Raw genomic sequence first — 13,995 nt, 5'->3', positions numbered from 1 at the left:
CAACCGCCTCCACATAGGCCAATCACCCAGCATCATCCCAGCTCACTGGCTTGCCGAGCGAGAACGCAACGGCCCTGGCCTCTGTAGCCCGGTCAGGGATGCCCCGTGCCGTCTGCGAGGCCTTGCAACTCTTCGACCTTGCGCTCCACATCCTGCCGTGAGTACGAGCCGAGCGCCGAGAGAGGCACGGCGTCGACGTCGCTACCAAGATGTAGGACAGGAGCATAGAGCGGCATGCCTGCCCGAACGCCGACCTGCATGCAGTCGACCGACTGGAGCGAGTTCCACGGAATGACCCGGTCCCGGCTGTCGAAGCTGCGGACACGGACACCCGCTGCGTCGACCACCACGCCGAGGCGAAGAGCGCGCCATACCCCCGCCATGCCGCTCGCTACGAGCAGGGATCCCAGCACGATGCCGAACCAGTCGCTTTCGGCCACCACGTCCCCCGCGGTGAAGTACGTAACGCCCAACAGGGCCCACGCGGCGGAGAGCACGACCAGGACCGTGATCTGCAGGCGTGGCCTGACGACGATCGGCCTCATAGCGGGATGCTACGGCGTACTTGTCCCATCAGCGGCCGAGCCCAGACCTACTGCAGCATCGAGCCGTCGGGCCAACCAACCGCGATCAAGGCCGCCACGCACGGATCTGCCGCAGTCCGGGCGCAAGCCTGTACATCGCCGAACGGAGGAGGCGAGGCCATCGACCGTGGGTCAGACTCGATGTGTGACGGCTGCCAGCAATCGCGACCGTGTCTTTGAAGCACTTCGGTTCAGCTCCGGGCCGCTGGACGATGACCAGTTGTCACAGCGTACGGGTGTCCGGCCGCGGCAGCAGGTCAACCAGATCTGCCGCGCGTTGCAGTTGGCCGGAGCTGTGCGGCGGTGGGAAGGCCCGGATGGGAAGATCGTCAACGAACTCGTCGAGCGGCCGAGCGGGGTCCTGGCTGGCGAGGATCCGAGAACACCGCGTAGCGGGCGGCTTTCTCCGGCTGCCGTTGTTCGGACGCTCGAAGATCACTTGCCTCCCGGGCACTCTGCGGAGCAGCGACACGCCGAGCGGGTCATGCTTGATCTGCTGGGCCGTGACCTGGCCATAACGCTGGAGCCGGCGAAGATCGCGGTGCCGTCGGGAGTTCGGATCGAGGTCGACGGCTGCGACAGCGGCCGGACGGTTCTCGTGGAGTGCTGGGCCCATCAGGGTCCACCGAAGTCGGCGCAGCGTCACAAGGTACTGGCCGACGCGTTGAAGCTGACATGGATCGCAAGCACGATGGACCCGCGGCCCCGCCTGGTGCTCTGCATGAGTGACCCGGCCGCAGCGAGGCCGTTTCAGCCAGCGGCGCGTACCTGGGCCGCACAGGCGCTACTGGATCTCGCGATTACCGTCCATGTGGTCGAGATTCCTGACGACATCCGCCAGAAAGTCCGCGCAGCTCAGGAACGCCAATACCGGTAGCCGACGACGCCGGACCGATGCCATTCACAAGGGACTGGCTCCGGCGAGCGCGTCCGCCTTGTCAGAATCCGGTAGCCGCTTGGGGCCCGTGCCGCGTGCCGCTGTCTGCCCGCTGACGCAGCAACGTCACGCCTTACCTGCCAGCCCCGCACGTCACCTCCGGGCTGGTGAACGAGTATTGGATCTCCGCCGGCTGTGCGGCGGGATCTGTCGCCCTGGCCCGGTGGACTGGCTGCCCGGTGTGGCGACGGTGGGCCGGCACGCGTCGTCTGGTGTGCCAGGATCCTGCTGTGGTCCTGATCGAGATCGTGGTGGGTGACATCACAACCGAGGACGTGGACGCCATCGTCACGGCCGCGAACGAGTCACTGCTCGGCGGCGGCGGTGTGGACGGCGCGGTCCACCGCGCTGCCGGGCCTCGCCTGGCACAGGCCGGGGGCGCGATCGGCCCCTGCGAGCCGGGCGACGCGATGGCTACCCCGGCGTTCGACCTCGACCCACCGGTGCGGCACATCATCCACGCTGTCGGGCCGATCTGGGAAGGCGGCGACCACGGTGAAGCCGACGTCCTGGCCTCCTGCTACCGCAGGAGCCTGCAGGTCGCCGACGAACTCGACGCCCGCAGCATCGCCTTCCCGGCAATCGCCACCGGCGTGTACGGCTTCCCCGCCGACCAAGCCGCCCGGATCGCCGTAGCAACCATCAGATCCACTCCGACAAACGTCCAACGGGTACGACTCGTCGCCTTCGACGAAGACACCCGCAAGCACTTACAAGCCGCAGTGACAGCCACTGGCTGACCCATCCGGATTTGCCGCCGCGAGGTTACCGCTGCGTGGGGACCTGGGCCAGGGGCAAGTTAGCCCCCGGTCGGTGACCTAACACCGGCGCTGCCACCGTTTAGGTACGCGGGGGACGCTCCTCTACTCGCGGGGCAGGCGATTACCGTCCGCCGGTCTGCACGGAGGCTGTCGCGGCGGCAACGCTCTCGGCGACTGCGTGGGGTAGTGGTGCCTGACGTGCGAGTTGTGCGGCGAGGGTGCCGAGGAAGGCGTCGCCCGCTCCGCTGGTGTTGGCGGCGTTGACGTGTTGCGCGGGTACGAGCGCGGTGTGATCGGGGCTGCTATAGGCGGCGCCGTGAGCACCGGCGGTCACTACGGCTACTCGTGGCCCGAGTTTACGCAGTTCTTCGGCAGCGACTGAGGGATCGGCGTGATGACGGCCCAGGATCGTCGCCGCTTCGGCCTCGTTTGAGACAAACAGGTCGAGCGGGGCCAGCGCGGTCGGCCCGAGCGTGGGATGAGGCACGAGGTTGCCGACGAGCGTCTGGGCGCGGTGATGCCGGACGACGGCATCGACGGCGTCCGGCTGGAGATCGAGTTGGGTCACCACGATCGGTGCCTGTAATTGCTGGAGTCCACGGTGTATGTGTTCGCCGGTGAGTTCGGTTTCCGGGTGGCGGGCGAGGACGATGTAATTCTCTCCGTCGGGGGTGACTTCGATGATCGCGACACCGGTCGACGCGGCGGGTACGAGCTGGAAGAAGGACACGTCGACGGCCGCGTCGGTGAGTGTGCGGTGCAGAAAGGTGCCCCACGGGTCGTCACCGGCGGCGCTGATCAGGCTGGTGTGGACACCGGCCTTGCGGGCGGCCAGGGCTTGGTTGAGGCTCTTGCCTCCGGCCGTGGTCGTGGCGGGTGCCGAGGCGAACATCGTCCGGCCGGCAACGGGCCGTTGAGGAACCCGAACGGTAATGTCGATGTTGGCGCGGCCAATAAAGGCGACCTGGGGCGGCGGCTGCGGCCGGCGGGTCTGCCCGGGTGGTTGATCCTTCATCCGGTGGTGGCCAGCTGGTCGAGGAATTGACGCACGTCCGGCTGGCGGGAGAAGGGCTCGAGGTGCCGGGCCAGGGTGGTGACGTTGCGGCGGACCCGAGCAGAGCCGGTCGTGGTCGCCATGGACAACGCCTCAGCAGCAACCGTCGCGGCCTGGTCGGGCTGCGAGGCTGCCAGGTACGCGTGTGCGGTGCGGGAAAGGTACACGCCACGTTCGCGGCGGTAGCGGTCTGGCCACTCGTTGACTGCGGCGGTGAAGCTGTCGACAGCCCGCCGCGGTTGTTTGAGGCGCAGCCATCCCTCGCCTTCCTGCGCAGCCAGGTATGGCCTGGTGCAGAAGGAGCCAAGCGCGCTGGTATCCCCGGCCGGCGAGGCGGCCGCTACGAGCTGGTGGGCGTGCTCGATCGCGGCCTGGAAGGCGTGAGCGTCTTGCTCGATCGCGTTGCCGTGTCCCTCCTGTACGGCGGCGAAGGCCTGCACGAGCGGAGGCGCGTCCGGCAGCCGGGATGCCGCGCGGCCCAGCCCAACGACGCGGTCCTCGTCGCCGGTCCCCACCATCCGCTGCGCCTTGCGGGCCAGCACGTACGCCGAGAACTCCTGGTCCTCGGCTTCCTGCGCCATGCTTCCCGCACGGTCCAGCCAGCGGTCGCCCGCGGCCCGGTCCCCGAGATCATCGCTGAGCCAGCCCGCGAACTCGCTCCAGCGTGCCTCCGTGCTGAGAAGACGGCCACGAAGTGACCCGCGTGCCTGCCGGCGCAGGGCGGCTATCAGCGCAATCTGCTGCTCAACGGTCGACAGGATAGTCAGACCACCGAGCCGGTCGTCTGCCTGCACCAGCAGCGCGCGGAGTTCGGCGAAGTGATCCACGACAGCCGGGTCCACCGCCCGCATGCCAGATGCAGTCACGGCCGGCAGTGTGGCGAGGCCGGCGGCGAGTTCCAGCACGGCCCGTCGACTTACCCGCCATGACTTCGCCTGCCCGTCGGACACGACCGCAAGCGTAACCGCGTCGCCCTCGCGCAAGTCCTCCTTGCGGGCCACCACGACATCGGCGACCTCAGACGGTGCCGCTGGCAGGCCACTCGGAGCATCGGCCGCCGAACCTTCAGTTGCCGTTTCTCGCAGCGGCCTGCCTGCCACGAAAGTCGCGACCCCAGCAACACCAGCCGACGCCGGCTGATCCTCAACTTCGCCCCACCGGGCACGTTGTGCCGCTTCGGCCTTCTCGCGATCAAGCTGCTGCCTGAGGCCTCGGTACTCGTCATAGCCCGAAAGCAGCTCTCCACCAGCTGCCAGAGCCGCTTCACAGCGCTGCCAGAAGACCCGGTCCGGGCACTGCCGCCCGCCCTCCACCCCCGCAATCGTGGTTCGGGAAACCGGCACCCGCCGAGCCAACTCCAACTGCGTCAGCCCTCGCGCGTGACGCCATGCGGCAAGCCTCGCACCCAGTGCGCGTTTCGCCCCAGCTAACCGCTGCGGGTCGATCATGAAGCCCGCCCCTCCACAGCCCAGTACGGCAACGACAGCCCATTGACGCTAAGCGACGTCACCGTAACGGACCATCAGCGTAACCAGCCAGCGGCACGCAAAGACCTCTCACTCCATACCTGTCGACACCAAGAAGCCGCAGACTGGGAACTGAAACGGGCTCGGACTGGCCCGAACCCGGCAGGACCTACCCGGACCCAAGGGATGCTCGTCGCACGAGCACCATCCGAGCAACCAACCCACCACAAGGGACGAAACAGGAAAGGGGCCTGACTGCCGTTCCGGCAGGTCAGACCCCTTATGATCTTGCGCGCCCGAAGGGACTCGAACCCCTAACCTTCTGATCCGTAGTCAGATGCTCTATCCGTTGAGCTACGGGCGCTGGTGCTCGGCCAGCATACACACCCGGCCTTCGCGCGGAGACTCCGGGATTCGAACCCGGGAGGGGCTTTAAGACCCCAACCGCATTAGCAGTGCGGCGCCATAGACCAGACTAGGCGAAGTCTCCCCGGTGGTCCGCAGACCACCGCGCCCGAGAATACAGGCCCGGCCCGGCCGGGAGCAAAGCGACTACCGGAACGAGCCGTACGCAGGGTGCCAGAACGTCTCCCGCTGTACGTTGCTGTGATCAGGACTACGCTCCATCGACATGCAGGAGCAGTCGCCCAGCGAGCAGAACCGCCGTGAGCCTGCTGAGGGAGCCCGTCGACGCTCCCCGGAGGCGACCTTCACGCCGCCTCCGGCGCCGGAACCGGCACCTCGGGAGGAGCAGGAGAAATCCCGTCCTCGGCGGGCGAAGGCGGCACCGAGGGTGCTCTTTCAGCCGCCGCCAGTGCCGGAGCAGCCGCTACCGCGCCAGCCGAGCTCGACTGCGTCCGGGCCGCCGACCACGCCGGTGCAGCCCTTCGCCGCTGGCGCGGAGTCGGCGGCGACCGGCCGGGGCGACGGCACCCCGTCACCGACCGCCGGAAAGGCAGCGGGCGCGACGTCGGCCGTCGGGAGGGCTGCCGCCGCGCCGTCGGCCGGTGAGAAGGCTGCTTCGGTGCCTGCGTCGCGTCGCCGTGGTCAGACTGACCGGTCGGCGGCAGCGGATGCCGCCGGGGCGAGGCAGACCCCAGAACAGCCGCTCGGGGGGACAACTGGAGCGGATGCGGCTCAGGCTGGCACTCGACCTCGGCCAGCCCGCAAGAGGACCACCCCGAGCAAGGCGCTACCGACAACGACCGAATCATCCGGTTCCAGCGCCGAGCCTCCCGATTCCGACCCGGTGCCGGTCAGCGAGAGCGCTGACAACGCAGCCGCCGAGGCCGGGAAGGCTCCGGCGCGGAAGGCGGCGAAAGCAACGGCGCGGAAGAGGGTTCGGGCAGGCGACGAGCGGGCGGCCGAGTCGGCCACCGTAGAGAAGCCGAGGAAGACCGCCCGGCGGGCGGGCCCCGCCACCGCCCCGGCCGCAGGTACTGCCGTGACCTCAAGCACAGGGACCGCCGCGTTCCCAAGCGCAGACACCGGCACGGCACCAAGCGCTGGCACCGCCACAGCCCCAGACACAGGTACCGGCACGGCCTCGGGCGTGGTTGGGGCGACGAGCGACACAGCGCCAACCGTCACCGAGCCGACGCCGTCGTCTTCTGAGCCAGCACCGATCAAGGCGGCCCGGAAGGCCACGAAGAGGACCGCCCGGAAGGCGACCAGGACCGCCGGGGCAACAAGCGCCGCCCCCACAGCCGACGACGCAACGAGCGCGACCACCACAAGCAAGACGACCAGGAGCGAAATCGCCACGGGCGGGAAGACCACGGGCGCGGCGACCGACGAGGCCGGACCCGGGGCCGCGACTGAGGCCGACCGTGGCACCGGGCGGGACCTTTCGGGGCGTACGCCGGAATCGGAGCTGCGGATGCTCGGCGCGCGGGTGCTCGACCACCCGGGCTTCGCCCCGGAGTTGTTGGCGCTGAGCGCTGTGGAGGCCCTCGGGCCCGGCGCGGCCGAATGGGCGCGGCGGCTGCGGGAGTCGTATCCGGGAGCGGGCGCGCACGGGTTGGCTCGGCTGGCTACTCGGCGCTTCGTTCGGCAGGCCGGGGTCGGTGGGGCGACCGCCGCACTGACGGGGGTTTTCGCGCCGGTGGTCGAACTGGCGGCGGTGCTCTGGTCGCAGGCGAACCTGGCGCTGCACCTGGCGGCGGCGTACGACCATGATCCGACGCACCCGGACCGGGCGGTGGAGTTGCTGGCGCTGACCCAGGTGCACCCGGATCTCGTCAGCGCGCGGTCGGCGCTGGCGGCGGCGCGGGCGGCCGAGGGCCCGGAGACGGAGCCCGGCCCTCGGGCGGTCGAGGCGGCCTGGCGGCTGGCGGCACCGCTGGCCGCGCAGGCGGGCGGTTGGTTGGCGCTACGGCTGGCGTCCCGGCTGCTGCCGGGTTCGGCGGCGTTGGTCGCGTTGGCGGGCAACTCGGCGGGGGCCGAACGTCTGGCTGCCCGGGCCATCGCCCTTTACCGCCCACCGCACGGCACCGGCGGTCAGAGCCAGGAGAACCATTCCCGGGGCAGCAGGGCGTAGCCGACGAAGGCGACGATGTCGAGCAGGGCGTGGGCCACGATCAGTGGCATCACCCGGCGGGTACGCAGGTAGAAGAGGCTGAACACCACCCCCATCACCGCGTTGCCGATGAACGCCCCGAACCCTTGGTAGAGGTGGTACGAGGCGCGCAGCAACCCGCTCGTCGCGATGATCGCGCCGACCCGCCACTGGAGTTGGCGCAGCCGGGTCATCAGGTAGCCGACCACGATCACCTCCTCCAGGATGCTGTTCTGGAACGCGGCGAGGATCAGCACCGGCACCGTCCACCACAGGTCGGGCAGGGCCGCCGGCACCAGGGTGGCGTTGATGCCGAGCTGGGCCGCCACCCAGAACAGCGCCAGGCCGGGCAGCCCGATCAGCGCGGCCAGTCCGGCGCCCCGGGCCAGGTCGTAGCCGGGTCGTCCGGCGTCCAGGCCGAGGGTCCGCACCGGGTCGCCGGGGTTGCGCGCCAGCAGGTGTACGGCGAGCAGCACCGGCAGCAGCGCGAAGGTGATGCCGAGCAGCTGGTACGTCAGGTCCAGGTAGGGGCGGGTCGACGCGGAGGTGTTCAGCGCGGCGGTCTGCCGCGACAGGCCGCCTTCGGCGGTCAACTTCGCGATGATCGACACGGTGGCGTAGACGGCCGACTGGCCGAGGGACAGGCCGAGTACCAGCATCGTCTCGGTGCCGAGCGTCCGGCGGGTCACCGGGCGGGCGAGCTCATCGGTCACCGGACCACTCTGCACGACCAGCCGTCCCCGGGTGTCGTTCACCCTCCGCCGAACAGCCTTCACGAGGCGATCGCACATTCTGTGCGACCTTCATACACGCTCCGTGGAGATTCTGGATGGGCCCGATCCGCCGTCAGAAGAAGGAGCGCCCCCGGTGGACAACTTCGCGCGGCTGCTGAAGGAGAGCTGGACCCTGGTCGAGGAGGACCGGGTTCGGCTGAGCGGTCACTTCTACGCCCGGCTCTTCCTCCTCGACCCCGAGTTGCGCAAGCTCTTCCCGGTGCAGATGGCCGGTCAGGGTGACCGACTGTTCGAAGCGATCATCGCGGCGATCCACACGGTGGACGATCCGGAGGGCTTCGACGAGTTCCTCCGCGCGCTCGGCCGGGATCACCGCAAGTACCACGTCGAGGCGACCCACTACGACACGATGGGCGTGGCGCTGCTGGACGCGTTGCGCAGCATCGCCGGTGACGGCTGGAACCTGGAGTACGACCAGGCGTGGCGGGAGGCGTACGCGGCGATCGCCGAGAGGATGCTCGCCGGAGCGGCATCGGACGACGACCCACCGTTCTGGCACGCCGAGGTGCTGACCCATCAGCGGTACGGCCCGGACACGGCGGTCTTGACCTGCCGGGCGCTCCAGCACCCGCTGACCTGGAAGGCGGGTCAGTACGTCAGCGTGGAGACGCCGCGCCATCATCCCCGGGTGTGGCGGACGTACTCGATCGCCAACGCACCGAACGACGACAACGTGTTGGAGTTCCACGTCCGTACGCCCGCTGACGCCGCCGGTTGGGTTTCCGGCGCGTTGGTCCGTCGTACCAAGCCGGGCGACCTGCTGCGGATCGCCGCGCCGATGGGTTCGATGACCATCGACCGCTCGTCCGAGCGGGACATCCTGTGTGTCGCCGGTGGTGTCGGGCTGGCCCCGATCAAGGCGCTGGTCGAGGAGCTGGCCGGCTACAACCGGGCGCGTTGGGTGCATGTCTTCTACGGCGCCCGGACCGAGGCGGATCTCTACGGTCTGGACCGGCTACGGGAGTTGGTCGCCGCCCATCCGTGGCTGTCGGTGACTCCGGCGTGCAGCGACGACCCGGATTTCGACGGCGAGCAGGGCGACATCTCCGACGTGGTGGCGCGCTACGGCCCGTGGACGACGCACGACTGCTTCGTCTCCGGCTCGGTGTCGATGGTGCGTTCCACGCTCCGGGTGCTCGCTGCGGATGATGTTCCGCCGCAGCAGACCCGGTACGACACGTTCGGCAACCTGTAGGACTTTTCTCCCCCCGAACCGGGGCGCGTGCCCCTGCCCCCTGGGGCACGCGCCCCGGTCCCCAACCGGGCGGACCGGCACCGCCCGCGCGCCACCTCGCCCGTCCGGCCGTCGTTCCCACCCGGGCGGGCGGGGTTGCGCTGCGACACGCGGTGCGTGATCGGCTCAGTAGCGCCAGGGGTTGCCGGATTCGCGGTACTCCTCGATCGGCACCAGTGGCACTCCGGGTGCCATCCGGTCGACGTAGAGCCGACCCTCCAGGTGGTCGATCTCGTGCGCGACCAGCCGGGCCATGCCGAACTCGAAGGATGTGATGATCCGGCTGCCGTCGTACTGGGCGTGTTCGACGTCCAGACGCAGGGGTCGTGGCACCAGTCCGCGATGGTCGAAGAAGGAGAGGCAGCCTTCGTACTGCTCGTCGGTGTGTGGTGCCTCGTCGACCACCCGGGGGTTGAGCAGCACGATCGGCTCGGCGGTGCGGTCCGGCGGGCGGACCACCGCCACGGCTCGGTCGATGTCGAGTTGCGGGGCGGCGATCCCCACCCCCTTGGTGAAGGGGTGCAGTTCGTCCAGCCTGACCAGCGCGGCCAGCAGCCGGTCGATGATCTCCCGGGCGACCGGTTCCTCGCGGGGCAGGTCGAGTGGGCGGGCCGGCCGCCGGAGCAGGTCGGCGCCACGCTGGACGATGCCGAGCCCACGCATCCGGTCGGACGGCCGGACTCGCCCGCCCTCCGCCTCGGGTTCGGGTTGTGCCCGGAACCGCCATTGCAGCCGGTATCGGGCGTTCAGCGGCGGATCGTCGGTCGCCCAGTCGAAGATCGCCCGGTCGCCCTCGTCGCTTCGGGTCACCGCGGTCCGCAGCGGGCCCTCCTCCGCCGAGAGCGAGGTTTCCGCGCCCCAGACCTGCGGGTCCAGCGCCACCGGCAGGTCCAGACGTACGGCGAGGTGCCGGGTCGGTACGCGGACCGCCCGCTGGAACCACGGCCCCCACTTGTCCTGACCGACGGTGTACGCGTACTCGATGGTGGCGCGGCGGCCGGGGTAGAGCGGGAAGCGTCGTTCGCCGTTCTCGAAGAGCAGCCAGATCTCCTTGAACGCGTCCCGGTCGTGCTTGGCGCGCCAGTGCATGGCTTCCCGCTCGCCGGCCTCCTCGCGGTACGCGCACAGTTGCAGCTCGGCGAAGCTGAGTGGGTGTTCCCGGTGGTGCCGGTTGGAGCGGCCCGGATCGTTGGGGTAGCGGTCCACGGCGACGCGGACCAGGTATCGGGTGACCGGCTCGACACCGGCGTTGTACAGCTCACGTCGGATGACGCAGCGGTAGGAGTCGTCGGTGTGGGTGAGGGTGGCGATCTCCCGTTCCACGATCAGCCCGGTGCCGGGCGGCATCCATTGGCCGGGTATGCCGGGTTCCCGGGGGTGGCGTTCGTTGCGGGCGTGACGAAGCTCGTCGTACTCCCGGAAGCGTTGCCAGATCGCGCCGCTGGCCTCCAGGACGGCTTCGGCGCGGCGGGCGAAGTCCTCCGTGGGTCGGTGTCGTCGCCCCTCGACGTGGCTGACGTACGAGGGGTCGAATCCCATCAGGTTGGCTAGCTGTTTCTTGGACAGCCCCCGCTCCGTTCGATGCCGGGCGAGTTCGGCGGCGAAGGAGTCGGCAGCCCGATCGAGCGGTGAGGTCGTCATCAGCTTCCTCGTGGCCGGGAGTACCAAGTTTCACGTTGAGTCGCCGGGCGCACACACATCTGGCACCTTGTCGACAAGTGCCTTGACTGCTGGGGGATTCCTACCGATACTGCCCCGAGTCTCCGCGCCAGCACTGTGCGTAGTCATCGCCCGGCACGTGACCCGGGTCGCCTGTCTTACCCCTCCGTCGGGTTCCCCTGCGCCCGAAAGTGTGGTTAGGCTAGCCTTAGTTGGGCCATGACGGCTTCGCATCGGGTGGGTCGGGTGACGTGGGGGTGGATCAGGTGACAGCGGTGCTGCCCCTCAGGGATCCGGCAGCCACACCCCTGGCCCCGGTCACCGCGACCCTGCGGAGCATGTTCGGCACCGACGACCTTCCCGGGCTGACTCCGGGCCTGCTCGTCACCGACGAGGCCGGATGGGCTCCGGCGACCACGCTGACCGGCACCCGACTGCCGGAGCTGCTTGAGTCGGCCGTACGGCTCTGGGGTGGCACCCCGCACGCCTCCGCCGCGCTCGCCTGGAAGGCGTACAGCTACTGGACGGCGCTGCCGGTGGTGCTCGGCTGGGCCGCCGCTCGACGGGTGCCGCTACTCGACCACACCATGGCCTTGATCCACTTCGCCGATCCGCGGGCCCTGGTCACCGTGGGACTACGCGAGTCGGTCCCGGTCGCGGTGCTGCCCAACGATCCGCTGGCGCTGTCCGGGCCGTCCCAGGTCCGGGTGGTCGCCGACGAGCGGGAACTGCTCGCCACAATGCGGGCCACCCTGCTGGACGGGCACTTCTCGCCGCTGGTCACGGCGATCCAGGGCGAGGTTCGCATCGGCGCCCGTACCCTGCTCGGCTCGGTGGCCTCGGGCATCGCCCACGGGCTGCTGCGCGCCGCCGACGGGTTGCCCGGTTCCACGGTCGAGGCGATCGACACGCTGCTCGATGCGCTCGGCCTGGCCGACCTGGTGGAACTGGTACCCGGTCCGAACGGCGAGCCGACCGTGCAGCGCCGCACCTGCTGCCTGGCGTTCACCCTGCCCCAGCCGAAGGTTTGCCAGGGCTGCTGCATCCGCAGCTGAGCCGGCCCGCCGTTCACCCCGTCAGGGGGCGTACGTCCCAGACCCAGACGCCACCCACGTACTCGGGCTCGATGCCGGTCAGCTCGGTCATCCCGGTACGCAGTGCGTCGGCGTGCTCCTGCGGCCCGAGGATCACCACGCCGGCCCGCCAGTACCGCAGGTCCGCCACGGCCTCCTGGCGGGACCGCCCGGTGACCGGTGGCACCTCGCCGGTACGCCGGATGGTGCCGAAGAAGCTGCTGGTGGGCCGGGGTGGCGCGGAGAACAGGGCGACCAAGCCCCGGCCCGGTCGGGTGTCCGGGCCGAGGAAGTAGCCACGAGCGATCGGCATCTCCTGCCGGGTGTGCGCGGACCAGCGCAACGGCTCGGCATACTCGGTGTCGGGCAGCGGCAGGGTCACCACGCTGCGCCCGCCCTCCAGGTAGGGACGCCAGGCACCGGAGGTGACGAACTCGGGGGTCGGTTCGATCCGCTTCGTCGGCAACGGGGTGGGCAGCACCGGCACCAGCGCCATCGCCAGCCCGGTCACCGTGACGAAGCGGATCTGCGCCCGGCGGTCCGGATGCCGGGCCGCCACCTCACGGGCCTGCTCCGCGCCGTACGCCAGGAGCAGCCCGATGATCGGGGTGATGGCCAGCGCCCAGCGGGTCGGCACCACCGAGTGCAGGATCGGCAGGTCCTCCAGCAGGGCCCACGGCCCGGGAACACCGGTGTCACGACGGTCGAAGCGGATCTCCCGACCGAGCGAGAGCACCGCGAAGAGCAGCCCGAGCACGGCCAGCCCGACCACCACGGCGTTGCGCCGCAGCCACCACACCAGCGCCACCACGAGGATTACCAGGGGCCAGCCGAAGAAGGCGTTCTCCTCGGTCGGGTTCTTGGCGAGCCCGGCGGCGCTGCGGGCGTCACCGGCCAGCGACTCCCGCGAGTAGGCGAAGAAGGAGGCCAGGTCCGTGGAGTAGCCCCGGATCAGCCAAGGCAGCCCTCGGTAGGCGCCGGGACCGAAGAACTGCACGTAGAGCGGGTAGGCGAGCAGTAGGGCGGAGACGGCGGCGGCGACGCCGAGCCCGGCGGCGAACGGACGGGCCCGGGCCCGTAGCTCCGGCCGACCGATCAGCATCGCGCCGATCACCACGGCGAGGCCGATGGCGGTCATCAGCAGGATCTCCAGGTTCAGGAACGCCTGCCAGACGATCACCAGGGCGAGCAGCAGACCATTGCGCCACCACCGCCCGGCCTCGGCGAGCCGCAGCGTACGCCAGATGATCAGCGGCACCACGTACTGCGACACGATGTTCGGATGCGCGTTGGCGTGCGAGACCATGGCCGGCGCGTACGCGCAGAAGGTGGCGCCCAGCCAGGCCGGTCCCCGCGAGCCCGGCAGTAGGACGCGGGCGAGCAGGAAGTACCAGGCGGTGGCGGTGGCGATCATGCCGAGGGTGAGAAACACCAGAAACGCGGCCCGGGTACCGAAGAGCAGGGTTATCGGAGTCAGGGGCAGCGATACGGACAAAACCGATGTATTTGCCATCAGGTTGACCGATTCCGGCACATTCATCCGGTCTGACGTGAATGGATAGGCGAACTCGGTGACCACCCGCGCCCCATGCGCCATCATCCACTCGAATTGGGGCATATCTGTTGGGTTGTCCCGAATGCCGTCGCCGGGATTCAACCACATCCGCGCGGTCACCCAGAAGCCGAGTGCGGCGAAGCTCGCCACGGCGGCGACGTCCTTCCATCGCCCTCGACCGTCGCCCGCCGAGCGCTCCGACCGGTCAGCGGCCCGTCCCGCCTCGGACTGCGCGACAGGTCGGCCCGAATCGGGAGTAGTCATAACAATTCACAGCGTAGTCGGCTTATGTGGCCACCGTGCAGGGTTCGGGGCACTGGC

12 protein-coding genes and 2 tRNA genes are annotated in these 13,995 nt (G+C 69.7%); 5 read left to right on the top strand and 9 right to left on the bottom strand.

What is annotated here, in order from left to right:
* Positions 1-92: 92 nt before the first annotated feature.
* Positions 93-545: a PH domain-containing protein gene (locus ACLQ2S_RS21065; protein WP_425702395.1), complete on the bottom strand. Its 453-nt coding sequence runs from the start codon at positions 543-545 to the stop codon at positions 93-95.
* Between the two features lie 184 nt (positions 546-729).
* On the opposite strand from ACLQ2S_RS21065, the gene ACLQ2S_RS21060 reads away from it, so the two are divergent.
* Together ACLQ2S_RS21060 and ACLQ2S_RS21055 are read left to right on the top strand one after the other, a co-directional pair.
* A complete protein-coding gene (locus ACLQ2S_RS21060) occupies positions 730-1,461 on the top strand; it encodes a hypothetical protein (RefSeq protein WP_425702393.1) in 732 nt (243 codons plus the stop codon).
* Between the two features lie 290 nt (positions 1,462-1,751).
* Positions 1,752-2,261: an O-acetyl-ADP-ribose deacetylase gene (locus tag ACLQ2S_RS21055; protein ID WP_425702391.1), complete on the top strand. Its 510-nt coding sequence runs from the start codon at positions 1,752-1,754 to the stop codon at positions 2,259-2,261.
* A gap of 142 nt (positions 2,262-2,403) precedes the next feature.
* On the opposite strand, the gene ACLQ2S_RS21050 is transcribed toward ACLQ2S_RS21055, so the two are convergent.
* The 5 genes from ACLQ2S_RS21050 to ACLQ2S_RS21030 all read right to left on the bottom strand — a co-directional run bounded on the left by ACLQ2S_RS21050 (position 2,404) and on the right by ACLQ2S_RS21030 (position 6,566).
* Positions 2,404-3,297, bottom strand: a complete 894-nt coding sequence (locus tag ACLQ2S_RS21050) for a PfkB family carbohydrate kinase (protein WP_425702389.1) — start codon at positions 3,295-3,297, stop codon at positions 2,404-2,406.
* On the bottom strand, positions 3,294-4,784 hold the full coding sequence (locus ACLQ2S_RS21045) for a helix-turn-helix domain-containing protein (RefSeq protein ID WP_425702387.1): 1,491 nt from the start codon (positions 4,782-4,784) through the stop codon (positions 3,294-3,296). The genes ACLQ2S_RS21050 and ACLQ2S_RS21045 overlap by 4 nt, the downstream gene beginning before the upstream one ends.
* A 309-nt stretch (positions 4,785-5,093) precedes the next feature.
* Positions 5,094-5,166, bottom strand: a tRNA-Arg gene (locus ACLQ2S_RS21040).
* A 35-nt stretch (positions 5,167-5,201) separates the two neighbouring features.
* Positions 5,202-5,292, bottom strand: a tRNA-Ser gene (locus tag ACLQ2S_RS21035).
* A 647-nt stretch (positions 5,293-5,939) separates the two neighbouring features.
* Entirely contained in the window at positions 5,940-6,566 is a 627-nt protein-coding gene (locus ACLQ2S_RS21030; RefSeq protein WP_425702385.1) for a hypothetical protein, read from the bottom strand.
* 115 nt (positions 6,567-6,681) lie between these two features.
* Between ACLQ2S_RS21030 and ACLQ2S_RS21025 the strand changes: the two genes are divergently transcribed.
* Complete coding sequence (locus ACLQ2S_RS21025; protein WP_230462851.1) at positions 6,682-7,341, top strand: hypothetical protein; 660 nt, start codon at positions 6,682-6,684, stop codon at positions 7,339-7,341.
* Here ACLQ2S_RS21025 and ACLQ2S_RS21020 read toward each other — a convergent pair.
* On the bottom strand, positions 7,302-8,072 hold the full coding sequence (locus tag ACLQ2S_RS21020) for a CPBP family intramembrane glutamic endopeptidase (RefSeq protein WP_425702383.1): 771 nt from the start codon (positions 8,070-8,072) through the stop codon (positions 7,302-7,304). The two genes, ACLQ2S_RS21025 and ACLQ2S_RS21020, sit on opposite strands and share 40 nt — an antisense overlap.
* Before the next feature lie 154 nt (positions 8,073-8,226).
* Here ACLQ2S_RS21020 and ACLQ2S_RS21015 point away from each other — a divergent pair, with 154 nt between their 5' ends.
* On the top strand, positions 8,227-9,348 hold the full coding sequence (locus ACLQ2S_RS21015; protein WP_309223730.1) for a globin domain-containing protein: 1,122 nt from the start codon (positions 8,227-8,229) through the stop codon (positions 9,346-9,348).
* Between the two features lie 165 nt (positions 9,349-9,513).
* Here the strand turns inward: ACLQ2S_RS21015 and ACLQ2S_RS21010 are convergent, their stop codons facing one another.
* On the bottom strand, positions 9,514-11,028 hold the full coding sequence (locus ACLQ2S_RS21010; protein ID WP_425702381.1) for a peptide deformylase: 1,515 nt from the start codon (positions 11,026-11,028) through the stop codon (positions 9,514-9,516).
* 356 nt (positions 11,029-11,384) lie between these two features.
* Here ACLQ2S_RS21010 and ACLQ2S_RS21005 point away from each other — a divergent pair, with 356 nt between their 5' ends.
* The gene (locus ACLQ2S_RS21005) at positions 11,385-12,101 is read left to right on the top strand and encodes a ferric iron reductase (protein WP_196222608.1); all 717 of its coding nucleotides are present in this window, start codon (positions 11,385-11,387) and stop codon (positions 12,099-12,101) included.
* A gap of 13 nt (positions 12,102-12,114) precedes the next feature.
* On the opposite strand, the gene ACLQ2S_RS21000 is transcribed toward ACLQ2S_RS21005, so the two are convergent.
* Positions 12,115-13,938, bottom strand: a complete 1,824-nt coding sequence (locus ACLQ2S_RS21000) for a hypothetical protein (RefSeq protein WP_155221414.1) — start codon at positions 13,936-13,938, stop codon at positions 12,115-12,117.
* Positions 13,939-13,995 lie beyond the last annotated feature (57 nt).

The organism is Micromonospora sp. DT48 (assembly GCF_049844495.1).
In the GTDB taxonomy this organism is placed as follows: Bacteria; Actinomycetota; Actinomycetes; order Mycobacteriales; family Micromonosporaceae; genus Micromonospora.
This window is presented reverse-complemented; position numbering and strand designations above follow the sequence as displayed.